28 protein-coding genes are annotated in these 24,067 nt (G+C 42.5%); 4 read left to right on the top strand and 24 right to left on the bottom strand.

From position 1 onward, the window contains the following. Positions 1-56: 56 nt before the first annotated feature. The 5 genes from AB4Z30_RS00205 to AB4Z30_RS00185 form a co-directional block, all read right to left on the bottom strand. A complete protein-coding gene (locus AB4Z30_RS00205; protein ID WP_441922128.1) occupies positions 57-452 on the bottom strand; it encodes a hypothetical protein in 396 nt (131 codons plus the stop codon). 72 nt (positions 453-524) lie between these two features. Beyond that, positions 525-950, bottom strand: coding sequence for a hypothetical protein (locus AB4Z30_RS00200; protein ID WP_441922126.1), 426 nt, complete (start codon positions 948-950; stop codon positions 525-527). An 11-nt stretch (positions 951-961) separates the two neighbouring features. Next, positions 962-1,447 (bottom strand): hypothetical protein, encoded by a 486-nt coding sequence (locus AB4Z30_RS00195; protein WP_441922124.1) that lies wholly within the window; start codon positions 1,445-1,447, stop codon positions 962-964. A 237-nt stretch (positions 1,448-1,684) separates the two neighbouring features. Beyond that, positions 1,685-2,152, bottom strand: a complete 468-nt coding sequence (locus AB4Z30_RS00190) for a DUF6985 domain-containing protein (protein ID WP_441922122.1) — start codon at positions 2,150-2,152, stop codon at positions 1,685-1,687. A gap of 106 nt (positions 2,153-2,258) precedes the next feature. Then, a complete protein-coding gene (locus tag AB4Z30_RS00185) occupies positions 2,259-2,858 on the bottom strand; it encodes a pentapeptide repeat-containing protein (RefSeq protein WP_441922120.1) in 600 nt (199 codons plus the stop codon). Positions 2,859-3,318: 460 nt separating this feature from the next. Here AB4Z30_RS00185 and AB4Z30_RS00180 point away from each other — a divergent pair, with 460 nt between their 5' ends. After that, positions 3,319-3,876 (top strand): DUF4879 domain-containing protein, encoded by a 558-nt coding sequence (locus tag AB4Z30_RS00180; RefSeq protein WP_441922118.1) that lies wholly within the window; start codon positions 3,319-3,321, stop codon positions 3,874-3,876. Between the two features lie 277 nt (positions 3,877-4,153). Here AB4Z30_RS00180 and AB4Z30_RS00175 read toward each other — a convergent pair whose 3' ends face one another. The 7 genes from AB4Z30_RS00175 to AB4Z30_RS00145 form a co-directional block, all read right to left on the bottom strand. Next, positions 4,154-4,666, bottom strand: a complete 513-nt coding sequence (locus tag AB4Z30_RS00175; protein WP_441922117.1) for a hypothetical protein — start codon at positions 4,664-4,666, stop codon at positions 4,154-4,156. A gap of 263 nt (positions 4,667-4,929) precedes the next feature. After that, positions 4,930-5,331, bottom strand: coding sequence for a DUF4279 domain-containing protein (locus tag AB4Z30_RS00170; protein WP_441922114.1), 402 nt, complete (start codon positions 5,329-5,331; stop codon positions 4,930-4,932). Between the two features lie 62 nt (positions 5,332-5,393). Next, positions 5,394-5,882, bottom strand: a complete 489-nt coding sequence (locus tag AB4Z30_RS00165) for a HEAT repeat domain-containing protein (protein WP_441922112.1) — start codon at positions 5,880-5,882, stop codon at positions 5,394-5,396. Positions 5,883-5,917: 35 nt separating this feature from the next. Then, complete coding sequence (locus AB4Z30_RS00160; protein WP_441922110.1) at positions 5,918-6,409, bottom strand: hypothetical protein; 492 nt, start codon at positions 6,407-6,409, stop codon at positions 5,918-5,920. A gap of 27 nt (positions 6,410-6,436) precedes the next feature. Continuing rightward, positions 6,437-6,943 (bottom strand): SMI1/KNR4 family protein, encoded by a 507-nt coding sequence (locus AB4Z30_RS00155; protein WP_441922108.1) that lies wholly within the window; start codon positions 6,941-6,943, stop codon positions 6,437-6,439. 252 nt (positions 6,944-7,195) lie between these two features. Continuing rightward, positions 7,196-7,948, bottom strand: coding sequence for a peroxide stress protein YaaA (gene yaaA / locus AB4Z30_RS00150; protein ID WP_441922106.1), 753 nt, complete (start codon positions 7,946-7,948; stop codon positions 7,196-7,198). A 144-nt stretch (positions 7,949-8,092) separates the two neighbouring features. Then, positions 8,093-8,380 carry a hypothetical protein gene (locus tag AB4Z30_RS00145; RefSeq protein WP_441922104.1) on the bottom strand — a complete coding sequence of 96 codons (288 nt, stop codon included), beginning with the start codon at positions 8,378-8,380 and terminating at the stop codon, positions 8,093-8,095. A gap of 315 nt (positions 8,381-8,695) precedes the next feature. Here AB4Z30_RS00145 and AB4Z30_RS00140 point away from each other — a divergent pair, with 315 nt between their 5' ends. Continuing rightward, entirely contained in the window at positions 8,696-9,460 is a 765-nt protein-coding gene (locus AB4Z30_RS00140; RefSeq protein ID WP_441922102.1) for a hypothetical protein, read from the top strand. Positions 9,461-9,601: 141 nt separating this feature from the next. Here the strand turns inward: AB4Z30_RS00140 and AB4Z30_RS00135 are convergent, their stop codons facing one another. From AB4Z30_RS00135 to AB4Z30_RS00100, 8 genes are all read right to left on the bottom strand, one after another. Further along, the gene (locus AB4Z30_RS00135) at positions 9,602-10,276 is read right to left on the bottom strand and encodes a hypothetical protein (protein ID WP_441922100.1); all 675 of its coding nucleotides are present in this window, start codon (positions 10,274-10,276) and stop codon (positions 9,602-9,604) included. An 80-nt stretch (positions 10,277-10,356) separates the two neighbouring features. Continuing rightward, entirely contained in the window at positions 10,357-10,671 is a 315-nt protein-coding gene (locus AB4Z30_RS00130; protein ID WP_441922098.1) for a hypothetical protein, read from the bottom strand. A 155-nt stretch (positions 10,672-10,826) separates the two neighbouring features. Continuing rightward, a complete protein-coding gene (locus AB4Z30_RS00125; protein ID WP_441922819.1) occupies positions 10,827-11,453 on the bottom strand; it encodes a cell wall hydrolase in 627 nt (208 codons plus the stop codon). A 788-nt stretch (positions 11,454-12,241) separates the two neighbouring features. Continuing rightward, positions 12,242-13,459 carry an MFS transporter gene (locus AB4Z30_RS00120; RefSeq protein ID WP_441922096.1) on the bottom strand — a complete coding sequence of 406 codons (1,218 nt, stop codon included), beginning with the start codon at positions 13,457-13,459 and terminating at the stop codon, positions 12,242-12,244. A 163-nt stretch (positions 13,460-13,622) separates the two neighbouring features. After that, positions 13,623-14,438, bottom strand: a complete 816-nt coding sequence (locus tag AB4Z30_RS00115) for a carbohydrate ABC transporter permease (RefSeq protein ID WP_441922094.1) — start codon at positions 14,436-14,438, stop codon at positions 13,623-13,625. 113 nt (positions 14,439-14,551) lie between these two features. Further along, on the bottom strand, positions 14,552-15,424 hold the full coding sequence (locus AB4Z30_RS00110; protein WP_186375464.1) for a carbohydrate ABC transporter permease: 873 nt from the start codon (positions 15,422-15,424) through the stop codon (positions 14,552-14,554). A gap of 3 nt (positions 15,425-15,427) precedes the next feature. Continuing rightward, the gene (locus tag AB4Z30_RS00105) at positions 15,428-16,702 is read right to left on the bottom strand and encodes an ABC transporter substrate-binding protein (protein WP_441922091.1); all 1,275 of its coding nucleotides are present in this window, start codon (positions 16,700-16,702) and stop codon (positions 15,428-15,430) included. 211 nt (positions 16,703-16,913) lie between these two features. Further along, on the bottom strand, positions 16,914-18,119 hold the full coding sequence (locus AB4Z30_RS00100) for an LLM class flavin-dependent oxidoreductase (protein WP_441922089.1): 1,206 nt from the start codon (positions 18,117-18,119) through the stop codon (positions 16,914-16,916). Positions 18,120-18,609: 490 nt separating this feature from the next. Between AB4Z30_RS00100 and AB4Z30_RS00095 the strand changes: the two genes are divergently transcribed. Further along, complete coding sequence (locus tag AB4Z30_RS00095; RefSeq protein WP_441922087.1) at positions 18,610-19,485, top strand: AraC family transcriptional regulator; 876 nt, start codon at positions 18,610-18,612, stop codon at positions 19,483-19,485. A gap of 323 nt (positions 19,486-19,808) precedes the next feature. After that, the gene (locus AB4Z30_RS00090; RefSeq protein ID WP_441922085.1) at positions 19,809-20,282 is read left to right on the top strand and encodes a stalk domain-containing protein; all 474 of its coding nucleotides are present in this window, start codon (positions 19,809-19,811) and stop codon (positions 20,280-20,282) included. A gap of 72 nt (positions 20,283-20,354) precedes the next feature. On the opposite strand, the gene AB4Z30_RS00085 is transcribed toward AB4Z30_RS00090, so the two are convergent. From AB4Z30_RS00085 to AB4Z30_RS00070, 4 genes are all read right to left on the bottom strand, one after another. Then, the gene (locus tag AB4Z30_RS00085) at positions 20,355-20,699 is read right to left on the bottom strand and encodes a DUF3139 domain-containing protein (protein ID WP_441922083.1); all 345 of its coding nucleotides are present in this window, start codon (positions 20,697-20,699) and stop codon (positions 20,355-20,357) included. 131 nt (positions 20,700-20,830) lie between these two features. Further along, positions 20,831-21,778: a hypothetical protein gene (locus AB4Z30_RS00080; RefSeq protein ID WP_441922081.1), complete on the bottom strand. Its 948-nt coding sequence runs from the start codon at positions 21,776-21,778 to the stop codon at positions 20,831-20,833. 8 nt (positions 21,779-21,786) lie between these two features. Further along, complete coding sequence (locus AB4Z30_RS00075) at positions 21,787-23,154, bottom strand: nucleotide sugar dehydrogenase (RefSeq protein WP_441922079.1); 1,368 nt, start codon at positions 23,152-23,154, stop codon at positions 21,787-21,789. Positions 23,155-23,260: 106 nt separating this feature from the next. Continuing rightward, complete coding sequence (locus tag AB4Z30_RS00070) at positions 23,261-24,064, bottom strand: response regulator transcription factor (protein ID WP_441922077.1); 804 nt, start codon at positions 24,062-24,064, stop codon at positions 23,261-23,263. Positions 24,065-24,067: the final 3 nt, after the last annotated feature.

Below are 24,067 nucleotides of genomic sequence, written 5' to 3'. Positions count from 1 at the left end.
TATTTCGTCCCGGATATTCCCAATCCAATCATCTTCTTATTTCAATGAGTCTCCGTCTATATAATGGCTTTAAAAGGAGCATGACCTGTTTCAGTATTCCTTAATAAACTCGGTTTTCTAAAGCGCAAACTGGTTTCCAGCTTGAAGATCGCGGTATCTCCGTCCATTTCTACAAAAGATACATTAATCCATATCGGAGCTTTCGGAAAAAGCCCTCCTAAAACCCCAACAACATCTTTTAACCATAGTTTTTTACCGCCAATATTCTCTGTGGATAACACAAGGCGTCTCATCATTTCATCGCCACCATCTAACATTTTCCCCTGTTCCTCAACGGGCTCTATGACAAACTTAACGATATCGCTCGAAATGTGTTTAATCTTCCTTATCGTATCAACTGCTTTAGATAAATTAGTCGAAAAAATTTCCTCATTCATTTGAGTAATCAACATATCTCCTCCTGTTCTAAACCATTGTTAAAGTCTTTTATAGGGCCACCATTTGAGATGATACCTGGACATGAATTACTTATTCTCAAAATCTTTAACTTGCTCAATCTTTTGTGTAAATTCACAAGCCTTTCGAAAATCTTCTTTCATGTAAAGTTCGATTAAAGCATTTGCCTCTTCTTCCCAATCGGGACCATATTGTAAAAGGTAATCTGTAAACCTTTCATAATGGGAACGGTCGGATGGATTCAACCAAATCAATCTTTGATACATCTTCATTACACAAGGAATCGGCAGAAAGAAATGAGTAAGTTCGTAATGAATTGCTTCCAATAAATTATCCGAGTTGTCCGTATGATCTATTTCAGATATCAATTGATGGTATAAAGAGTCTACCGTCTCTCTCGTTGTTTTTAATTCAGTCTGATCTAATGTCGACCAATTCTGGTCAATCCACTGATGCAGTGTCTTCACTGTTTTTTGTAATGTCAAAGCCATCATCCTTTTTCTCATTAGTCTCTAGGATTTCGATAACACCAATCCGGATCATATGGTACGGTTTTAAGTTTTTGTATGTCCTCCCAGCTATACAACCAATCATTGTCTGCTATCCAGAAATAATCATCAGGATTCAGTTTGAGATATTCATAAATAAAATGAAATATTAACTCTTGATTACCATAGATATCTTCAATATGCCCGACCTGACATAGGAGTTCGCTAGGATCTAAACCTAAATCTTCGTGAGCATAAAATTCAGTACTCGGGCTACTTATGCTGTGAATATGGAAAATCAATGAGGCTTCATTGTCACCTGTAGGTGACTTACGGTTAATGTTTAGCGTTGTATATAAAAATTCTCCTTCATTGGTATACGTTTTGTTGTTATAGAAATAAAGAGCAGCGTCCGAATGAAAAGCCGCAACAATCGTATTAGCCAAGAGCTGGTCTGGAGAATATTTATCTTTTTGCGTTAAAATAACAGCTGAAGTGCCCATGAGATTGTAATCCCCTCCCTCAAACTGGAACTAATTAAAGTTTTAATAAACATTAAGATTCAAATGTGGCTCTATTAGGGAAAAATCCATTTTCTCTAATGAAACAAACGGATAACTTTTGTGCTGCTCTATCGAAATAAAATTTTGATGCAACGAATGAAGCCAATATGTATCTCCTCCTGATTATGTTCCACGGACGACCTGATCTTTTGTAGTTGTTTGCTAGCTTGAGCAAAATTAAATTACGATATCCTGGTATCCTACCTCAATCACTTCTTCATCCAATAAACGAAGTCCCACTCCATTTTCCTTGTCCCATGCGCAATTAAATAGTATTCCGATATCTCGGCCTTCCCTTATATCTCCATAGGGAACCACAATTCCATCTAACTCAATCATCTCTAGAATTTGGCCCGTTGTTTCAACTAAGGGATAGTTCTCATTAAAAGCAATATCATAACCCAGTTCATATCGCCTTTGTTGATAATATTCTAAGAGTTTTTGTAAGAAATTTTGCTGCAAATCATTCCAATTTTTCATTAATGCCTGATATGCCAGGTACTGTTCTTCATCAAATATACCGTCCTCATCTCCATCAATCATGAGTGATATTTTGTTTTCATTTTCAAAAAATTGAATAGTCGTGTCCTTAGTCCAAACATAATCATGTTCGAGCTCGCCGAAAACTGAATCATTCATTTTCATTATAAAATCTACCCCAATTCTATTTTCAGCAAGATTAGTAGATTTGTTCTCGCCGTAATGTTGTATTGTAGCATCCCCCTTGTTTAATATAAAAAAACAACAATATTTAGGGTTCACAATTGTCTAAAAACCATTTCCTAGCTTTTTCTTTTTCTAACAGCACTGGCTTTTCTGCTGTGCCAATATTTATACTCCGAAAAAAAGCTTCTTCTATACCTTTAATACGTTTTAGTGTTACTCCGTTTAACAACGTTTCTTTAAATGACGATACACTTATATCCACATTTTCTAGTCTTGCATTTCTAAAATCCGTTAGATAGAAAGATACATTAATCAGATTACAATCTACTACATATGCATTACTAAATGTTGCCTCCCAACAATCACCTTTACTAAATCTACTATTTTTAATGATGCAATTAGAAAAATCGGTATACCTAAGATCTGATTTATAAAAATCGCATTGATCTAAATATGCATTCCTAAACGTTGACGAGGCTAATAATGATGAGTGAAAATCAATATTTTCAAGTTTAAGAGCATCAAAAGTGCAATCAATTAAATATGCTTGTTCAACCAACTTATCGGAAAAACCAAAGACACTTAAATCCACTTCATCTAGCTTTAACTGCTCACCTTCCTCACCAAGTGTCTCAACCCACTTTTTATGCAAAGTAAACATATTAAGAATATTTATCTCTTCCATTCTTCCACTCCTTAGAGTTACTTTGCGTTTCACAGTAACGCCAAAAAAACTTAATTTTAACATTATATGCAATAAATATACTTGACTTTATTCAGCAAGAAGAATTACTATAAGTTTATACAAATGGAATATATTTCAATAAAGTGTAGATTGAGCAATATTCGTTTTTGATGTTCGGAGTACGTTTGAAACAACCTTCCATCACTATACTTACATTACATCTTCAACCTAAAATCTTTTAACAGGCTTACTTAATATATACATTTTAACTTACCAGTTCTCTAGCCTGTATATTTCTTCCCTCTGCGTGCTATCCACAGAGAAAGAAAATTAAGGGGAGAAATTATTCTTTACAAAAAGAGAGGAGGATAAGACGGTCTCAATCTGCAAGATCATCTTTGTCACGTAATTACGCGTCTTTACCAGCACAACCATAACAAGAAAGGTGGAATTGATTTCTATGAAAAAGTTATTTAGCTTGGCTCTTATTCTTGTCCTTGTTTTTTCATTTAACGCCTCTGTCTTTGCAGAAGCACAGACTGCCCAACCCAAACCTTTAACGAAAGAAGAAGTTATGAATTCAAAAGCATTCCGTGAAGCTGTAGAGGCAGCCAAGGCTGAATTCAAAGCGCAGAAAGACAATGGGGGCCCCGTTATGCATGCACCTGCACCAAAAGTATCTCACATTAATGTTTACGCTGTTGTTTCTCCTAATGGCGGTCAAGAGATCTATGGGTACAATAACAACCCGCTCTCTACTACCAACGATCACGGTGGGAATTGGATTCAGTGTATTACGTTCCAAATCGGTTACGATAGCTCTCACTTCGGTACACTCGCAGGCAATAAAATGACAAACAATTGGTCTGAGGCTATTGATTTGGATGGTGATCGTATCGTGGATGCTTGGGCTTATTCCTGGGTATACGAAGCTCCTAGCACGGGTGGGCAATTCGTAGGAACCGTTTATTCCATTAATAATGCAGCCAAATGGACTGCGTGGATTAATGTTCGTTAAGTTCTAAAGCTCAATATACCAAGGCTGCATCTTTGATTTTTGTGTAACTATGCACAAGTACGATGATGTTGAGTCTGTTTCTTCTTTTAACAATTGAATTAGGATATTATCTTAAAACAAGTTTTGAATATGATCTCACAAAATGAAGATTATGCAGTACAAAGCATCATCAAATGAAAAAGGCTGTACCCCGTAAAGAGACATCGTAAAACCTCTTCTTTACAGGGTACAGTTTACTACCCTAATCCATCGATGTTCTGGTATTGTTTTTCAATTATTATTCCATTTCGATTTCTCCCCAGTCACTCTGGTTCTTTTTCTCGTAAGTGATATATCCTTCAGTTAAATACCTTCTGTTCAGTATCTTACTGGCGTCTGACTTACTCCAATTCTTCTTTACATCCATCTCATCTTGCAAAAAGAGTACAAATAGAGAACTGGATTCATTATTATTCGATAAATAAAAACCTAATAATTCGTTATACTTAGAGCTAAAATACAAACTTATATTCTCTACCTGAAGTTTAATATTTTCCTTTGATTCAACCAATCTTTCATAACTTGCATATAAATTAAAATCATCCAAATCGTCAATTCTATTCGCTGAGATTAACGGATTCATGCCTCTTATATACAAACCTATGACATGACCATCCTCTTTCTCAAGGAAAAGGACTTGATCTAATTTCTCATGATCGTCTTGATCATGTACATAAATAATATTTGAGATTTCTTTTTGCTCGAAAAAATAATCAAACTTTTGTATAAACGAGTTTATATAGTTATTCATCGTCGTCTCACTTTCAATTCAAGCAGACTTCTATTCTTTTCGTTTGCTTCACTCTCATGAAACACTTGTACAATGTAAAGGTCCGAGTGTAATGCCATCCATTCAAAAAACGGAAGAACTTTTCTATTTGTTCAAAATCACTTTGCTCCTGAAGCAAACTTTCCACATGAGTAGACACTTCATCCCCGAAGAATACATGTCCTAGAAACTCTTGATTGAACTCTATATGCTCCATATATCGATCATTATCGTTCATATATCACCTACATAATATATAAATCCAAATCAAACTCTGCATTCAACTCATATGCTGTATGTATAGCTTTTTGCTCAATAGTAATCGCCGGAGTTTCATTATTTAATACTCTGATCGAGAAGCTGAATAGAAAATTTAGATGATGCTTCATTTTTAATGTCTTTAGAGTTTCAATATGGGGTTCCAACAGCAGCAATACTTCATTTAATTGATGATTAATATCATATGACTCCTGATAACCCGTATCCCAGAACCAGCAGGTTTCTTTTCGATATAACTCTTTATGACCGACCTTTTCTCCTTTTACATACCATCCTGTTGGATTGAATCCAAGACGTTCCGTAATTAAACTTGGTTCAAAGTGATCTCCTGTGATAATAAACTCTGCCATAATATTTGTTTTTTCCATCTACCATTCTCCCTTTTTATCTTAATAGACTTCTTCAAACTCAGGGATTGTTCTAAAAATGTCTAATTGTTCAACAAGGCTAATGCTTCATCTAATATCTCATTGGTACGTTCGGATTTACATTTCAATAAAGTCTCTTTGCAAATCTGCTTTTGCTGCTCGCTTAATTTGTCCGCTGCATTTTCAAATAATAGAAATGACTGCATCCTTACTTCCAAATTGGCATCTCCAATGAATGCTACAATAATCTCTATATAAGGCTCATAATACAATTCTTCCAGTGCGTATAATAAAGTGCCCCTGCTTCTATTCATATCAGCATTGGACAGAGCCTCAATTAGCGGACAAACCGCTCTATTGTCTCCAATATCTTTCAGTGCAATCGCCACTTCATTTCTGACAAGAGTATTTTGAGTTTCGGTCAACATTCCAGTGAGAAACTCAACTGAAGATTGATCTCTTTTTTCTCCAAGTTCAGCAATCAGAGTCATCGCTTCCTGGAATCTCTCTTCAGCTAATAATTTCTGGATCGTAGTGTGTATTGGATACAACCTCCCTTATAAAAAATTGGATGAATAGAATCTATTTATAGGATTTTAATTGTCTTCCCCCAATCATGGTCTATATAAAATGTAATATTAGATTTAATATGTACCTTTTTCCAATCCTTTTTGTCCATTTGGAAGGTCTCTATACCAAAAACAGGAGATACAACATGAATATAAAATCTCCCTTCATTTTCCTCCTTTTTAGTAATCACGCCTGTCAGAGGATCTTTTGTTGATTCTTTATTAACGGAAACGATGTATAGATACTTCCCCTCCTTAAAATATCGAAAAGTGATCTCATCTCCTTCTTTTAATTTGTTGCATGATGGACTTTCAAATGTTTCTGTCTTCGTTTTGTCGTGTCCTTTTGACGGATTCCTAACAGTCACCTTACATGATGAATCATCCTGTAGTTCAACTGAAACAATGTGCGTAGTTGATTCTATCGGCGTAAGGTCATTCATTGAATACCAAACCCAACAAAGTATCGCAATGATCACAAACATACCGATGAGTAATGCTTTCTTCAAAAGATCACCTTCCCCAATTATGAAACTTCACCAGGTCCAATATTTGGAGCCATTTGTACTAATAAAACGGTATAACCATGTCTCAAAGTTACAGCCCAAACTCTTAAAATCTTCAAATGATGAAGTGCTGTTTCCTGCCAACATATAGTTTTTCTCCCCGTTAGAGTAGGCGTTACAATCTATCATTAGAGTATCATCCGATATATAAGCTATTTCCAAATAACCCCTGCGACTGTTCACGTTAGCATACAGGTACTCTACTTGATCTAGTGGAAAGAGCTTTTTTTCTCCCCCATAGATCTCATGATTAAATAAACTACAGCCATTAGAGAATTTCAGAAAATCAAGATAATCCAACGGTATGTTCTGTCCTGTAGATGCTTCAAACCGATCGATCTCGCCATCCCCTACTGGTTGACCAAATGTACAACTATATCGTTCTACATTACCTTCACGATCTTGTAAGTACAGATAACCACTAGACAATTCTAACTTTTTCTTCAGTCCGTTCATTGTATTTTGGACTAACGACATTATAACCACTCCCCTCATATGTAATGTCTCTAGAGGCAGCATCCCTATAACAAATTCATTCCCAAAAAAGATAAAGATAGTCGAAATATAAGTATCGTCATTTTCCTTAATTTAGGTAATAGTCAATTAGTCCTTACTTTAGGGACTTTTTTCCTTTTGAAGGATGTGAAAATTAAAAAAGCCGCCAGATGGCGACCCTTTGATGCAATAAAACAGCTTATTATTCTCTTGCATTCATAATAAGCTTCACTACTACTTTTCCTCTGAATAAATAAACACATAAGTACGCTCATCCGATTGTTCTTCCGAGAAAATAAAATCCAGCCGCTCAAAGCTTTGGATATCCTGCACATCTGTAATCTTCCGCTCTGCCATATAACGTACCATTTCACCTCGGGCCATCTTGGCGCGGGTTGCTTTTTCAACCAGCTTTCCGTTCACCATTTGTCCAAAGACACACGTAATAAACCGAGTTTCTTGTTTCAGATAAGGGGTGATGTTCTTGCTGTACTCTTTGGACGCCAGATTTAGAATACAATTGCTTTCGGCTTGAAGCTGATCAGCCAGCTTACTGTCCCAGAACTGGTAAAGAGATTTGAACCCGGGACTCTGCAGCTTGCCCTGCATCTCCAAGCGATACGGGGTAACGCCATCCAAAGGACGTAACATGCCATAAAATCCAGATAATATACGCAAGTGCTGCTCCAGATATGTCAGTTCCTCGTGCTGAAAAACACCCGGTGCCATATATTGATATTGAATACCCTCATAGGCATAGATGGCTGGCGTAAGATTTGCCTTTAGATTCATGCTCTGAATCCGCTCCATATTCAGTTCAGCGATTGTATCATTGCACTTCCACAACGTTTTGAGGTCGTCATACGATAACTTTTGAAGCAGACTCAGAAGTTGTTCTGACTCATTTATAAATTGCGGCATCTGCGCGCTCGCCATCAGATCAGTATCGATCTTCATCTTTTTGGCTGGTGAAATGATTATTCTCATCGTGCTGATCCATCCTTAATCTACCGTTGTTTTGTTCGCTATTCATTGTACAGGATTAGGCGGACGAATCCAATAATGTGAAGCATATCACCCCCTCGCGCCTTCATAAGAAGATTCGAGAATTTTGAATAATCTCACAAATATTTACGAATTCGGATCAGGGGTCAGCTGAATCCATTCGTCTTCTCTGTAGTAGTAGATATGTTCTTCTGGATTATCCTTAAATTTAACAACAACAGGATACATCGGCATTTTACTGCGACGAGCTGTGATACTTGTAAGCGTATGCTCCTCTATTCCTTTTTCAACCGTTAAATACGTCCTCAGATCATCTTCAAGTTTCTTCATATCACTCTTATAAGATCCGTACCATGCAAAAGAAGCAATAATCAGTACGGCTGCTGTAACCAATGAGGTCTTTAGTAACTTCATTTATACTCCCCCTGATTTCTTTTATCTATGTTACCAGAATGAACTACTTTCACATATCGGGCTATTGACCTGTTTCAATTTATGTAATGAATATTAAAAATACTTATAGTAAACTGGCTTTGATCTTAAACTCAACAATCCCTGGCGCCTATCTTATATCATGGGTCTTAGCTACTATTGGGTATAAACAACTCGTCAATATGTTATTATCAGAATTTAGTTCGATATTCTCATGGTCATGCTTACCCAATTTGTTATGATTATTGAGCATATACATAAATAATCTATGTCTAGAGAGGAAGGGTACCGCTTCTTATGTTTATTATTCAATTACTTGTTGTTCTTGCAATGTTAAGCGGTTCAGGAAGTTCCAGTTATGCCACATCTACACAAATGGAAATCAAGTCATTACAGCCTCAGACAGCTTCTTCAGAACTTATAATGGAGTCTGGTTTAAAGCCCTTCAGAGCTGAACGAGATTTTAAAAATCTCGATCCATTCGAGCAAGCAGCCAAAAATCTTAGGGAAAAGATTTATAACAGTTACAGTAATTCATCACCTCTCCCCTCCAAAGTCGGGGATACTGAACCATCTCCTTATGGCGGAAAAGTAAAACTGTTAAGAACACTCCCTCTGGATCAGACTATTTCTCTTGGCCCACTGGCCGTATATCTGGTTAATGTTCAATTACTAGAGGCGACTGAAATTCCAGAAGATACCCAGAAGGATATTTCCACTTTGAATCAAGAGAAAATTGGTTCAACTATAACGTATATTAGAGTTCTCTACAGCGTTGAAAATACAACGGATCGAAATGTCGGATTTTACGGTTTAAATTCTGTCCATCCAAACATGGGCAATCCTATCTCGTCCGATCGCAATTTCTTAAGGGATACTTATGTATATCATCAATATGACGGTGTAGTCATCGATAATTTTGAGAATGGATTTGTATACACTGATGATCCCGGTAAGCTGGAATCGATCAAACTGGTATTTAATAAAATCTATGACTATGACACTGAAGAAACTATAGTAGAGCCGACTTCGTTGACTATTCCGTTTAATGTGCAGAAGTAGCCTATCACTGTACATCCCTTTTGCAAATTAGCAACTCTTCATAAGAGCACAATACTAATAACCCCAGGCATCTCACAGCGATTCAGGGGTTATTAGTCTAAACATTCATTCCATGCTACGTATATAAGAATAGATTACGAGTTATAGCACTGCGTTTAACCCTCCAAAAACCTTCCCCAGAATATTAAAATAGATCATGATATAAGACAACATTAAAGCTATGGGAACTACAATGAGAGATTTTATCTTTTTTTCAGGAACAACAAATAGTAAAGTCAACACCATAATTAAATAAATCCCCATAAGTATTGGAACTAAATAATAATGCTCATGTTCAGGTAAGTAAGCATTCCTTAATTCATAACCTTCGGACAATAAAACAGCTACAGGAAGGGACAAAATTATACTGGCTACGTATCCATTACCACGCGCAAACCACACTACATAGGCACAGATGGGAGATAAGACTGCGCAGATTCCCCAAAACAACGTTTCCTTCACTGAAAAGAAATGTAAGAAAAACACGGTGTACAGATAATAAACAATCAGCAGTGAAGAGAAAAAGAAAAATATCTTAACTGCCGCCAATTTAGGAGAATAACTAAACACGGATACAAGCACTGCCACAAAAATCCAAATACCTAGACGTCCACCAATATCGTCAAACAAGGGATTAATGCCTTGGGTATCTACGAGTTTGGCCGCAAGGCCCAGAATCCCTCCAAGTACAGTCGCATATACCAAAGAATATAGTCTTTGTGAATTGGTCGGATTTTTTTCAGTTCTAATCTTATTTAACTCATTAAGTATTTCCACTCAAAACTCCTTTAAAGGCTGATTTTGTTATAGAGATGAAACTTCACATTTCGTTAAGTACATTCGAAGAAATTTCAACATTAGAGTAGTAGCGAATCACCTTCAGAGTAGTAGCGAATCGCCTTCCCTTTTTCTTTTGCATATTCAATCTCTCTTTTTGTGCTACTTCCAATATAACCTTTCACATCGATCACGAATATTTCATCAGAAATATCGATTTTTCGAAAATGGAGATTTCCAAGTAGTTCAGCTTGTTTTTCATTTATTTCAAACCCTTCACTTTGCTCAAAAAAGGCAAGGCTGATTACAATATTTCCTTGAAGTGTAAGGAATGCATTAACCTCTTCGAATTGTTCTTTGAACTTTGTAGAGCCACATAAAGTTATTATCTTCATAATCATTTCCTTTCATAAATTTCTTCGTTAATGTATTCGTTCAATATTTTCCTTATCCTTCAAAAAGAAAAAGCGATTAACAAATAACCTTGGTATACAGCTCCAGGCATAGAGAGTAACCAAGGTTATTGTACGTATTGATTAGTCTTCCAAAATCATCTCGTGAAATCATGCTGTCCAATAGTCAGCAGTGTCTGCCTGCTCTTGCTCCACTCGGACGTAGCAATCTTCGGATTGTAATAAAACAGCGCACCATGTGTTGGGTCGGCGCCATTGAGAGCTTGACGTGCAGCCTTAAACGAGGTTGCTGTTGGCTTTAGATTAAATTGACCATCGTCGACAGCGGTGAACTGACCTTTTTGAAAGATGACTTCGGAGATAGATGACGGAAACTCTCCTGATTGCACCCGATTTAAAACAACGGCCCCCACAGCGACCTGTCCTTCAAAAGATTCCCCGCGTGCTTCCCCATGGATCAACTTCGCCAACTGACGGAGCGTTTCTCCTTCGGCTTTGGCCTTTTGGTTCAGCTTGTCCAAGGTAAGCGGGCCTGCCATACCATCAGCACTCAATCCCTGCGCTTGCTGGAATTCGCGAACCGCGCTCTGAGTGATTGAACCATAATAACCTGTTACTCCAGCATCAAAATAACCAAGCTCGCTCAATTGCTCCTGTAGTTGTACCACGTGTTCACTGCGAATACCTTGTTCCAGCTTCTGTGCTCCAGCCGAAGGCGCAGCAACAGTGAGTCCCAGCGTCATAGCGCAAGCCCCAAGAAGCATGCTGACTCGGCCTGCTCTTTTGTTAGTCTTTCTCCCTCTGCCATGAGTGACTTTACGACTGACGGTGATCGGCTGCATAACGTCTATGTCTGTGCTTGGGCTAAGATCATGAAGATCATCAAGATTATGAAGATCAACAAGCTCAGGCATGCCCTGATTGATCTCAAGCTTAGCTTCTTTCCCTGAATTGCGCAGATAACTTCTCTTTCTAACATGATATACATCTAGTTGCATCTCTTTTACAGGAGTAAGGTCAATCACGTCGCATCCAGCGTAATCGCTACCCATCTCACTCCCTTTCATGTTGTCATTATACCTGTACACCACATTTATTCCGGCTTCCTCATCTACTCTCGCTACTTCGTACACGTTATGCTCTTCAATCGCTATATGCTTTTCATTCATTTTTTTCTTCTCATTGGCTATACTCGCTGTATTTATTTCATTCTTTTCTCGCAATACATCCATCACAAGCATATGATCCATCTCAATTCTATTCTTATTCCTCATTTCCTTAACCCTCCAATTTTCTGAATCCAGATATACTACTTCCCCCTGAATCCTCACATTTGGACATCCCGAGTGTCATTATAGGATATCAAAAATGTTCAGTCTATCGGACCGATGGAGCATGAAAAAATGAGTCCTGCACATATCAAAAAGAGGCATGAGCCCATGGTCGTATCAGGGTCACACCTCTTCTTATATCAACCTTGTACCGCTTGTCCATCCGCCATTTCCGTAGGCAAACAGACCCGTACAAAAGTTGCGCTAAAATTTTCTGACGATTATTCGGCGAGTTCCTGCCCTTTCGTTTCCCGACCCCAGAACAGCACGGCAGCTGCTCCGATGAGAATTGTTACGAAGAAAATGGTGAAAATGAGGCTGATTGGAACTGCCTTCTGAACAAGCATACCCACCATAAATGGTGCAAGTACGCCGCCGATCCGGCCTACCGATGTAGCCAGCCCAACGCCTGTGGAACGTACCGAAGTCGGATACAATTCAGGGCTGTATGCGTACAGTCCGCCCCAGGCACCCAAATTGAAGAACGACAGACAAATCCCTGCGGCCAAAATGGTCGCTTCCGTCGTTGCCAGTCCAAATGCAATCGCACTGAACGCGGTCAGTGTCAGATAGACGACAAGTACAAACTTGCGGCCAAAACGTTCAATGAAGTACGCTGCGGTGAAGTACCCCGGTAGTTGTGCGATCGTCATGATCAGCACGTACTGGAAACTTTTGACCAAGGTAAAACCTTTTGCCATTACCACCGAAGGCAACCACAAGAACATGCCGTAATACGAGAAAATAACGGTGAACCATAGAATCCACAGCATCAACGTCGTGCGGCGATGTGGTGCAGACCAGACCGTGGCAACCTTCTCGCGGAACGTGATTTTATGCAATTTTGTATGATTCTTGTACCGCGGAGGATCTTGGATGGCACGACGTAAATACAGCGCGTAGAACGCCGGAAGTGCTCCAATGGCAAACGCAATTCTCCACCCGTACTCCGGGATTACAAAATTGGCAATGAGCGCCGATACAATCCAGCCCCCTGCCCAGAAGCTTTCCAATAACACAACCGCACGTCCACGCTCCGCTGTAGGCATCGATTCCGATACCAGCGTAGACGCTACTGGCAGTTCACCGCCAAGACCAATACCTGCAACGAGACGCAGTGCACACAATACCGCAAATCCGGTAGCAAGTGCAGATAGACCGCTTGCAATAGTGAAGATCAACAACGTCCACATCAGAATCGCTTTTCGTCCAAAACGGTCTGCAAGTGCACCTGCAAGCAAGGCACCGAGGGCCATACCAATGGAGTTGACACTCGTCAGCACCCCGACTTGTCCTGGGCTAAGGCTCCACTCCTTCGCAAGTGCAGCTACGATAAAGGAGATCATGCCAACTTCCATCGCATCAAACAGCCAGCTCATTCCGGCACTGAATAGCAGCTTGCGCTGCTTGGGATTCCGCAACACTTCCAATTTACTCATCAGATTAATAGCTCCCTTGATCTCTATGTAGTCATCCTGACACTAAACCATTATTATGCAGAATGAACCAGAAATCAATGTAAAATACGACGTAACGCCAATTTACAACGAATATAAAACGAACTTGCTTTCGTGAACGATCATTCAGTCCGCTTCCCGTTCCTCAACCTTTAAGGGAACCTGCCGTAAGACCTGCGACGAAATAACGCTGAAGCAGTAAGAACAGCACAATCATCGGGATCGCTGTCACTATAACACCAGTCAGCATCATCGGATAATTCGTCACGTACTCCCCGCGGAATTGCATCAGGGCAAGTGGCAAGGTCAGCTTGGATTTGCTAGTTAGCATAAGCATCGGAATGAGCAAGTCATTCCACACCATCACAAGCAGGAACGTTGCCGTTGCCGCCAGTGAAGGTGCTGCGAGTGGCAGAGCAATTCGGGTGAAGAGTCTCCACTCGTTTGCCCCATCCATACTACCTGCTTCCAAAATTTCCGAATTCAACATACGCATGAACCCCGTCAGCATAAACACGGAAACGGGCATCAACATCGCAGCTGATACGATAATCAAGCCCATCAGACTGTCCGACCATCCGAGCGTACGTGTGAGGGAATAGATCGGCAACATGCTGACCTGAGACGGTACGATCAAACCTGCTACAAATAGGGCAAACACAATTTTGCCTACGCTGCCGCCCCAGCGGACAATGGCATAAGCAATCATGCTGCTGAGCAACAGCTCAATCGCTACTGTGCCCAGCGTTACAATCATACTGTTCCCGAAGTACTGCCACATCGGCTGATTGCGGAACAAACCTGTCACATTATCCCATGTAAACGGGTCCGGCCAGCTGAATGGACTGGTGAAGAAATTGCTGCTTGTTTTGAATGAAGATACAAATACAAAGTACAGCGGCACAAGGATCAGCATTGCATACACAAACAGAATCAGTCGATTGAACCATTTGAAAACCATATAAAATCCCTCCTTCCTCTAACCTCACACTAAAAATTAATCTTTAAGTCCAAAATTAACTACTAATTCGTATTCTTCGAACAGACTCACGAAAAGAAGCAATCATCTATCCGTTAATAGCTCACCCGGTCAGCACGTAACGCCTTGAATTGTAATAGCGTCAACAGCGCGAGCAACACCAGGAAGATCATCGAACCGGCGGAAGCCAGACCAAACGAGTAGCTGCCAAAAGCCGTATGATAAATATATGTGGTCAAAATTTCAGTGGCGTAGTTCGGACCTCCGTCCGTCATCGTGAAAATGAGATCAAACGCCTTGAACGACTGGATGGTCGTATAGGCTACCACGATCGTTGCCGAAGGAGCCAGCAGCGGCCAGGTTACGGTACGGAATACTTGCCATTTGCTTCCACCGTCCATTCGAGCTGCTTCATACAGCTCTGCCGGAATTCCTTGCAGACCTGCGATGAACACAATCATCATCTGTCCTGCGTGAGCCCAGACCTGCACCGCAGCGATGGAGAAAATAGCAATCTTCGGATCACCGATCCAGTTACGGGCGATGCTGCTCATGCCCGCCTCGTTTAGTCCGTAATTGATCAGTCCAATGGACGGGTCATACATGAATGCCCAGATTAGACCAACCGACACCGACGATAGAATAGCCGGCAGAAAATACAATGCACGCAGTACCACTTTTGTCTTGGTATTACGTACCAAAAGCAAAGCCAGAACAAGTGAAATAAAAGTTTGTGCGATAACAACGGTTAACATAAACTCCACGTTGTTGCCGAAGGCTTTGCGAAATACGATGCTGCTGAGACTGTCCTTGTAATTATCCAGCCCTACAAATGCATACGACGGGGATACCCCGTCCCAATCCGTAAAGGAGTAGAACAGCCCCGTCAATGTAGGAAATACGAACAATCCAACGTACAGCAGCAATCCGGGTAACAGAAACAGGGATAGCTGAATACGGTTTTTCATCGTTTATTTCCCGATATGCTGATCAATGATCGCTTGTGCCTGCTGTGCGGCTTCTTCCGGGGAAGTGCCGCTCAGCACAGCCTGAATGGAGTTGGTTACAGCTTTCTGGTTGTCTCCATTCAGAATGGTGAACCGTGGCTGGAACACGGTCTTTTTGTTCGCCCATTCTCCCGCAACTTGAAGCTCTGGTGTATCATACTTCACGTCATTCACCGTTACATTCTGTCCCGTTTGGTTGGCGTATGCGCCAGCTACATCCGGTTTGCTCAGGAATTCAAGGAATTTCTTCGCTTCTTCCGGGTGTTTCGATTTGCTGTTTACCGCAAGCATGAATGTGGTGGTGTGCACTCCCTCATATTTCGCCTGATCGGCACTTACCGTAATAGGCGCAAGTAATTTTTGCTCCAGATTCGGATTTTGTTGTTTGTTCTGAGCTAGTTGATACGATCCACTTGCAAGCATCGCTGCTTTCTCTTGGATAAACAGTGCACCTGCTGCCGGGTCTTTCGTACCCAGTGCATTCTGCTGAAAGTATCCTTTATCATTCAGTTCCTTGATTTGCGTGAGTGTTTTCACCCAGAACTCATCTGTCAGTTTGGCTTCGCCTGCTTCAACTTTGGTAAAAATGTCGTCACTCGGTGCATTGTTCATCACCATCGTATTCATGAATTGACCCGGACCAATGTCTGCTCCGGCAAAGGCAATCGGAATGATGCCATTGTCTTTCAGCTTCTGGCAAAGAGCGAGAAACCCTTCCCAATCCTTCGGTGGTGTGAGGCCGTACTTTTCAAACAGTTTCACGTTATAGATCGGGTCGTTATATACAAGTTGGTACGGAATCGCATATTGCTTGCCATCCTGCTGTCCGGCTTCGATCAGTTTTGGATTGTAAGCCGACAGGAAGGATGATCCGGTCAGATCCGTAAATAATCCAGCTTTGCTGAACGCTTGGAACTGAGCACCCGGAAAAGAAGCAAACACATCCCCTGTGGAACCGTCGCTGATTTTGGATTGCACCGTAGATTGGTACTGATCCGATGGGAGCGTCTGCATCTCCACATGAATATTCGGGTTTTCTTTTTCAAACGCGTCGATCGACTTATTGAATGCTTCGGAATCCTCGCCGCGCCAGTGCATGAAGCTAATAGTCACTTTGCCTGAACCTGAGGAACCGTTCTCTCCGGATGATGCGTTATTTCCACCGCCGCAAGCGGACAGCAGGATGGACATGACCAGCATACTGACAAGCGGCAGAATCATTTTTTTATTTTTTTTCATGAAAGACGACCTCCTAAGGATTATGAATGTAAGTTAAAACGACTAAGTTTACACTGAACACTACGTATTCATAACAATCTTCCAATCGCTGTTACCCCCGGATTTTTTCAATTTTAATCTAAGGGGAAATCCGGGGATAAAGGCGAGCGCTCCGCTTTTCCAGATTTGTTTTGAATACTTCGTTATCGTGTAAAAAACACGTTTAACTTCTTTAGTTGGCAGTAATAGACTGCCGTTTTTGTCTTGTTTTCCATTTTTCGCGGATGATCGGCATCACGGTCTTGCCGAAGATTTCGGCTTCTTCCAAGTGCGGATAACCGGACAAAATGAAAGTCGTTACGCCCAGGTCTCCGTATTCCATCAGACGTTCTGCCACCTGCTCCGCTGTACCTACAATGAGGATGGCTCCCCCGGAGCGTACAACCGACAAACCTGTCCACAGGTTCGGTCCAACCACAAACTGCTGTTTCTCGGATAGTTCCCGTAACTCATTCTGTCTGCGCTGGTTGGTGGCATCCGTCTCGGCAAAAGCTGCTTTGGCCTTTTCAATTGCTTCCGGCGGTACTTTGCTGATGATCTCCCATGCTGCTGCCCAAGCCTCTTCTTCCGTATCCCGAATGAGCACCTGAGCACGCATACCGTAACGAAGCTGACGATCCTGGCCCGTCTCCTCTTTTACCTTCTCCCGAATAACTTCGATCTCTTCAATCTGCTCTTGAATCCAGTCATGCGGCTCGCCCCACATCAGGAACGTATCTGCATGTTCAACTGCCACTCGCTTGGCAATCGGCGAACTTCCTCCAAGGTAAAATGGAGGGTATGGCTTCTGTACCGTCTCTGGCATGCCTACCGGACCTTTGAAGTTGTAATATTGACCGTTGAATTCAGGGTTTGGTTCGCTGGATGCGTCTGCACCTGATTGTGTACCACTTCCGGCAAACTCTGTCAGATTCAAGCCTGTCGACTGTGTCCACGAACGCTTCATGACTTCCATATACTCGCTTGCACGAACATACCGTTCATCATGTGCATGGGCCAGCGGATCACCAAGCTCTTCCAGATCTCGAACCGAACTGCCTGTAACTACGTTAATCATGGCACGACCGCCAGAGAGCTGATCCAGTGCCGCACCCATGCGAGCTGCGAGCACCGGTGTCACAAGACCCGGGCGAATCGCTACAAGGGGACGCAATGTCTTGGTGTGACTCATTACCGCCGAGCCGACCACCCATGCGTCGAGACAGGCTCCCCCTGTCGGAATGAGTACAAATTCGAATCCGGCCGTCTCCGCCGTCTGTGCCACCTGTACCAGATAATCCAGACTTGGCTCACGTTCCGGCTCTACACCTACATACTTCCCATCTCCAGCGGTCGGTAAAAACCATCCAAACTTCATCTCTTCCTGTTCGCTCACCATCGTCATTCCCTTCTATGGATAAATAAAGTCTCATGTTAAAAATAAGATCGGTGTTGTGCAACATAGCCATTCCGGGTACGAATCGTTCTTTCGATCGCTGTTATCTCCAGATTTTTTTGATTCCCTTTTCCAAAGGGAAAATGCGGAGATAAAGGCGAACACTACGTTTCTTCAGAATCGATTTCGTCCCCTCCACTACGTTCACACTCGTTAAACCCTATTTTTAAAGTGCGCCTAATTTCTAATCATTTTGTAAAGTAGCATTAAAAGCCGATTAATTAACTTGGTTTAATAGGTATGGACATCATATCAATTGATTTGTCTGTGATCAATGTCATTTCGCGGCAATTTATTTTTATCATTTTGTGGTTGTTTTTCTTATTCAGGTTTACCCGATCTTGAATTTATATAAAACCCACCTGTATAATAGGTTATAAATGAATCTTTTAGAAGATATCGACGATACTTATATAATAAAGAGGTGTTCCTGGTGACCGAGCTTGAGCGCATGAAGGAGGACCACCACGAGTTTTTGGATATTTTATTTTTCACTCCGTCTGAATTCGAGAGAGCCAGCGGTGCCTGGCCGTTACGCATTGGTCGTAACATTGCTAAAAGCAACTATCACATTGGTCCTCGGACTACGCCTTATCATTATTTGTTATTTGTGCTGGAGGGTGAGGGTACCTTCATTCAGAACGGACAGCAGTATTCCCTGCGAGCCAGAGATGCCTTCTGTCTGTTTCCGCATGTGACGCATGAGTATTGGACTGATCCGGAGCAACCATTGCAGAAAATATTTATTGCCTTTGATGGAGCATATGCCGCCGAATTGCTCTCCCGCATTGGCTTAAGTCCTAACAATCCGTATCGTTCAGGTGTACTGACACCCGAGTCCGCAGGCAGCATGCGTTCATTTATAGAAGATGTTCGTAAACCGCAGAACGGTGCCAGTGATCTGGGGCGACTAGCCCGGTTTCTTGGCCTTTTCGACCGCATTGCGCGTTCCCCGGCGACCAAAGACTTGCAACCGGATGTAGCTACTCCTTGGCTTCAGAAAGGAAAAGAGTACATTGAACTTCATTACGCAGGTGGCATTTCGGTGGAAGGTGTGTCTGCCCATGCAGGAGTGGATCGAACCCACTTTGCCAAACAGTTTCGCAAAGCTTACGGCCTGTCCCCTGTGCAATATATCCAGCAGCTCAAAATGAAGCAAGCCAAGCTCCTGCTGGTACAGACCACGCTGAGCTTAACAGAGGTGGCCCATTCGGTAGGTTATCCGGACTTATTTTCGTTCTCCAAAGCTTTTAAAAAGCAAGTCGGTCTGCCTCCCAACCGTTATCGGACAACAACAACAGAACAGTAGATAGATTAGATTAGTTGAATTGGTTAAGAGAACCGACGCTAACGGAACACTTTCCTGTTCTCAAGCGCTAAAATAACCTGAATAAGGCAAGCCCTTTCACTACGCGAATGATCGGGATTTGCCTTATTCAGGTTCTCCATGTTAGATGAGCTAGAGTCAGCTCCTGCTGTCTCTGACGAGTCGAAATGTTTTTTTTCATAAATCACAAGTTAAAGCACGAAAAATCTTATCTTGCACTTCCTAGAACTTACTCCCAACCTATGTAACTTATTTACCGGTTGTTACGTTAATTCTAATGAAAATATCAAAAGGAGTGGTTGATCATGCGTATTTCCAAGTTTTTAGTGGTGACTGTGCTAACTTTGGCTATGGCTGGCTTAAGTTCATCCGTAAATGCAGCTTCTCTCCCCGCTTCCGGCTCAACGGTGAACATCAAATCCAATGTGTTGAGCGAAAAATCATTTACAGGTCTGATTATCAAAGGGCACACCTACGTTGATCTTGACGGATTCGTGAGGTGCCTTCCGTTTCAGATTAATTCCAAAGCGTTATCCTTTCAATCAGAAACCAAAACGTTTAAGGTCCTCAATGAAGACTTTGCAATTTCTACCCCAGAATTACAGTTCAAAGTTGGAAGTGATACGTTCCAGCACAATGATGAGTCATTTCGAATGAATAACCCCGTTCTTTTGATTCAAAACCGCATTTATTTTCCCTTAAAGGATATCGTCTCAATCTACGACATTAACGTTTCTTATGACTCGCAGACGAAAACGATACAAGTGAGTAAAGAGTAACTTACGTTACACCTGATTCACAAAGGTAGAATGTTACCAAAACGGGGAACAAGTGCACCAGTTGGAACGCTGTTATCTAACCATTGGCTCCTGATGTTTGGGATCATCGTCCATGTAGCTATGCTGCTGAATGTGCCCGTCCTTGAAAAGGATGTAATGATATTTATTATTAGGCTCATCAGCGAATGTTACGGAAGCACCATATGGAGCCTCTGAGCTTGTGAAGGAATAGTTACCCGTTATATCTATCATTTCCTCAGGGGAATATCCCTTTTGTTGAATTAAGTAGGCCCTCACTTTCTCTTCAGCATCATTCATTTTGATCGGATTACCGAATAAACTGAAGTACACCCATCCTGATATCACCACAACTAACGCTAAAGTAGCAAACAAACTGATTTTTACTCTTTTAGTCACATAACAACCTCCATTTCTATACTCTCACTTTCTCTATTCGATATAAAAATCCCTTCTGAGCTGTAAACAGCAGGAACGAATGCCTGCTGCTTGGCCCAGAAGGGATTATCAACTAAACGTTGAAGCTTGTGCTATTGTTTCTGATGTTGTGATTCTTCCTTCGATTCCCCGGTCTTGCGCGCCAGCGGAATGCCGTTTTGCTTCGCATACCAGGCCTCATAATGATGCACAGCCACACCTGCAAACGACGAATGCGAGGCGCCCAGCTTGAACACCTTCTGCATCTCTGTGTCCATATTGCTAAGTGGTTTGCGGAAAAAGGTCAGGTGATCTCCCTCGTGTGTATCCGCGAGTTCTGCTCCAATCCAGACCTTCTTGCCCAGATCATCTGCTTCGGCCAGCTCTTCCTTGGACAGATCGTACATCTGCTGTCCGCTATCCCGATAAGCCATAATCGCTACCGCATCAAAACGGGAGATCACCCAGCGACTGAACGTCTCCTTGCCTCCAGCCGACTGACGGGCATCAAGCCAGAATGGAATCGCTGCACTCATATACAGGTCTGCAGCCTTTCCGGCTTCCGTCCAGACCTCCATATTGTTCTGCCACTCGGCAATGACACTCCTCTCTTCGTTCTCCCAGCGTTTTAACTGGTACGGCTCGACATCGAGCTGAATGCCTACAAAACGTTCATTCTTCGCAGAAGAAGAATTGTATGCCCGCACCCGTTCAATAAAAGCAAGTCCCTCTGCACGCTTTTCCCGATAAGCCCAATCGGCATGGCCGTTAAGGGCGTGCACTTCAATCTCGGCATTGGTCGCAGCCGCAATAAACTTGCGATAAGCAGCATCAGGTACCTCATCCTGGATTTGCAGGAAAATGGTATCCACGCCCTGTTCCTTGGAGAACGCAATAATCTCAGGTGTCTGCTTCGTAATGATCGACGTATCCCACAGCCAGGTTGCCTTATGTTCCTCATGTGAAAACCATTTGAACAGCCAGGACAGCAGCAGCAGGCAGAACACCACAGCTACAATAGCCCACTTAGCCTTACCTGCCAATATGCCCTGTTTTCTCATCAGTTGTCTCAGACGAGAACCGCTTCACCCGGCTCCAGCACGGGATGCTGTACCGAGTGACCGATCTTGTAGATGTGTGAATGATTGTACGTACGGAATGCATTACGTGTATCCAAAATCGGTACACCCAGTTCCGCAATATCATAATAAGGCAAGTCGCTGTGGTTGGTGATCAGCACGATGCAATCATACGTTTTGAACTGCTCCAGGTTAAAGGCCTCACTGTGCACGGTTTCGCCATGCTTGTCCTTGAACGACTCGGCATGCGGGTCATAGTAGCTAACGTTTGCGCCGCTTTCCTTAAACAGCTCGTAAACTTCCAGTCCTGGTGATTCACGCAGATCGGCAATGTTCGGTTTGTACGACATGCCGAGCAGCAGAATGTTCGATTTACGAACAGACTTCGCGTATTCATTCAGAATGGTTGACGTTTTATTCAGTACATAGTACGGCATATTGTCATTGGTGGATTGCGCCAGTTCAATAAATTTGCTATAAAAACGGAATCCTTTGGCCTTCCACGACAGATACATCGGGTCGAGCGGAATGCAGTGTCCGCCGATACCCGGACCTGGATAGAATGGCATAAAGCCAAACGGTTTTGTCGCAGCCGCGTCAATAACCTCCCAAATATCGATGCCCATACGGTCACACATCATCGCCATTTCATTCACGAAAGCAATGTTGACACTGCGGAATGTGTTTTCCAGTAGTTTGGACATTTCCGCTACTTTAGGTGAAGATACTGGGACTACAGTCTCTACATATTTGCTGTACAGCGCTGTGCCTAGTTTCAGGCAAGCTTCGGTTGTACCGCCAATGACCTTCGGTGTATTAAATGTAGTGAAACGACCGTTAGATGGGTCCACTCGCTCAGGTGAGAAGCACAGGAAATAGTCTTTGCCCGCCTCATGTCCGACTTTATCCAGTTCCTGCTGAATCAGCTCTTCCGTTGTACCTGGATATGTCGTGCTTTCCAGTGTGATCAGCATCCCAGGTTTCATATGCAGCTTAATCTGATCTACCACCGTCTCGATGTAAGAAGTATCCGGGTCCTGATTTTCACTGAGCGGTGTCGGTACGCAGATACTCAGGGCGTCAATGACACGCAACATGCTGTAGTCCGTGGTTGGCTGAAAACGGCCACTTTGCATTACTTTTTTCAATTCATCGGACGAAATATCGTGAATATAGGAATCTCCATTGTAGATGCTGTCGACTTTGGAAGCATCCAGATCGATGCCGATGACGGTAAATCCTTGGTTGACCATCTCCACCGCAAGGGGAAGGCCGACGTAACCGAGGCCGACAACACCCAGTACTGCTTCTTTATTTTCGATCGCGTTAAGTAAAGTGTGAAATTGTTGATTCTCCATGATATTCCCTCCGCGCAATATATTTGATGTTAACGTGTAAATAACTAGTCCAAATCATATAGATGTGGTTGTAATTAAGCGTTTTGACTCTAACTCTACTTATTTGTTAGTGCAGGCAGCGTCTGATCCTGGCGTCCAGCTCCACAGGAGAGAACGGCTTGGTCATATAATCGTCTACCCCGCTACTGAAGCATTGGCTGATCGTCTGCTCCACACGCTGTTCGGTCAGCACCACGATTTTGGGTGGTTGCTCCATCTCCAACTTCTGGATGTGGTGAATGAATGGAAGCCCATCGATGCCATACAGGTTCAATTCGGTCAGCACCAGGTCAGGTGTCACTTTTTCGATCAGGTCGAGTGCAGCAAGTCCATCCACCGCTTCGTAGGTTTCGTATCCCTGCATTTTCAGACGCAGCTGCAAAAATTCACGAACCGTCGGATCATTATCTACGATCAAAATCCGTTCCGGATCATCCGCTGTGTGTTCCAGCGTATAGATATGAATTTCTGATGAATCCACAAGCTTTGAGGATTCGGCCATATGCTGAATGGTTGCCTTTGAAGGGCGCTCCCCCGGCGGGAAACTGGCCAGTGTGATCTGTGGATCAGCACCAGGAACACCCTCCTGCAGCTCCTGCTTGATGCGAAGTCCTTCATAGTGGACCTCATCGAGCGTAAGCCCTGGAAGCAGGACAGCAATGGTCTGTGTATGACTATCTTGCCATACCTGGAACGACGTATATCCCGCCTGCTCCAGATGTGTCCTGACCTGCTGCTCCGGCTGAACCTGACCTGCACAGTGAATGAACATTAAGCCACAAGCCTCGGCACCCGTCTCCTTCAATCCCTGTTCTACATTGCGGTACACATTAACGGCAGCCTCACGCTGCAATGTCGCCGTATTTGGCATGTT

This window comes from Paenibacillus sp. 2TAF8, assembly GCF_052114825.1.
In the GTDB taxonomy this organism is placed as follows: Bacteria; Bacillota; Bacilli; order Paenibacillales; family Paenibacillaceae; genus Paenibacillus.
This window is presented reverse-complemented; position numbering and strand designations above follow the sequence as displayed.

Bases quoted from the DNA above. Each gene is read 5' to 3' on its own strand.
- AB4Z30_RS00100 (WP_441922089.1), bottom strand. From the start codon at position 18,119: ATGGTGAGCGAACAGGAAGAGATGAAGTTTGGATGGTTTTTACCGACC.
- AB4Z30_RS00195 (WP_441922124.1), bottom strand. From the start codon at position 1,447: ATGGGCACTTCAGCTGTTATTTTAACGCAAAAAGATAAATATTCTCCA.
- AB4Z30_RS00120 (WP_441922096.1), bottom strand. From the start codon at position 13,459: ATGAGTAAATTGGAAGTGTTGCGGAATCCCAAGCAGCGCAAGCTGCTA.
- AB4Z30_RS00175 (WP_441922117.1), bottom strand. From the start codon at position 4,666: ATGAATAACTATATAAACTCGTTTATACAAAAGTTTGATTATTTTTTC.
- AB4Z30_RS00080 (WP_441922081.1), bottom strand. From the start codon at position 21,778: ATGAGAAAACAGGGCATATTGGCAGGTAAGGCTAAGTGGGCTATTGTA.
- AB4Z30_RS00205 (WP_441922128.1), bottom strand. From the start codon at position 452: ATGTTGATTACTCAAATGAATGAGGAAATTTTTTCGACTAATTTATCT.
- AB4Z30_RS00125 (WP_441922819.1), bottom strand. From the start codon at position 11,453: ATGCTTCTTGGGGCTTGCGCTATGACGCTGGGACTCACTGTTGCTGCG.
- AB4Z30_RS00155 (WP_441922108.1), bottom strand. From the start codon at position 6,943: ATGTCGTTAGTCCAAAATACAATGAACGGACTGAAGAAAAAGTTAGAA.
- AB4Z30_RS00200 (WP_441922126.1), bottom strand. From the start codon at position 950: ATGATGGCTTTGACATTACAAAAAACAGTGAAGACACTGCATCAGTGG.
- AB4Z30_RS00090 (WP_441922085.1), top strand. From the start codon at position 19,809: ATGCGTATTTCCAAGTTTTTAGTGGTGACTGTGCTAACTTTGGCTATG.
- AB4Z30_RS00130 (WP_441922098.1), bottom strand. From the start codon at position 10,671: ATGAAGATAATAACTTTATGTGGCTCTACAAAGTTCAAAGAACAATTC.
- AB4Z30_RS00185 (WP_441922120.1), bottom strand. From the start codon at position 2,858: ATGGAAGAGATAAATATTCTTAATATGTTTACTTTGCATAAAAAGTGG.
- AB4Z30_RS00110 (WP_186375464.1), bottom strand. From the start codon at position 15,424: ATGAAAAACCGTATTCAGCTATCCCTGTTTCTGTTACCCGGATTGCTG.
- AB4Z30_RS00105 (WP_441922091.1), bottom strand. From the start codon at position 16,702: ATGAAAAAAAATAAAAAAATGATTCTGCCGCTTGTCAGTATGCTGGTC.
- AB4Z30_RS00115 (WP_441922094.1), bottom strand. From the start codon at position 14,438: ATGGTTTTCAAATGGTTCAATCGACTGATTCTGTTTGTGTATGCAATG.
- AB4Z30_RS00075 (WP_441922079.1), bottom strand. From the start codon at position 23,154: ATGGAGAATCAACAATTTCACACTTTACTTAACGCGATCGAAAATAAA.
- AB4Z30_RS00190 (WP_441922122.1), bottom strand. From the start codon at position 2,152: ATGAAAATGAATGATTCAGTTTTCGGCGAGCTCGAACATGATTATGTT.
- AB4Z30_RS00180 (WP_441922118.1), top strand. From the start codon at position 3,319: ATGAAAAAGTTATTTAGCTTGGCTCTTATTCTTGTCCTTGTTTTTTCA.
- AB4Z30_RS00070 (WP_441922077.1), bottom strand. From the start codon at position 24,064: ATGCCAAATACGGCGACATTGCAGCGTGAGGCTGCCGTTAATGTGTAC.
- yaaA (WP_441922106.1), bottom strand. From the start codon at position 7,948: ATGAGAATAATCATTTCACCAGCCAAAAAGATGAAGATCGATACTGAT.
- AB4Z30_RS00170 (WP_441922114.1), bottom strand. From the start codon at position 5,331: ATGGAAAAAACAAATATTATGGCAGAGTTTATTATCACAGGAGATCAC.
- AB4Z30_RS00140 (WP_441922102.1), top strand. From the start codon at position 8,696: ATGTTTATTATTCAATTACTTGTTGTTCTTGCAATGTTAAGCGGTTCA.
- AB4Z30_RS00145 (WP_441922104.1), bottom strand. From the start codon at position 8,380: ATGAAGTTACTAAAGACCTCATTGGTTACAGCAGCCGTACTGATTATT.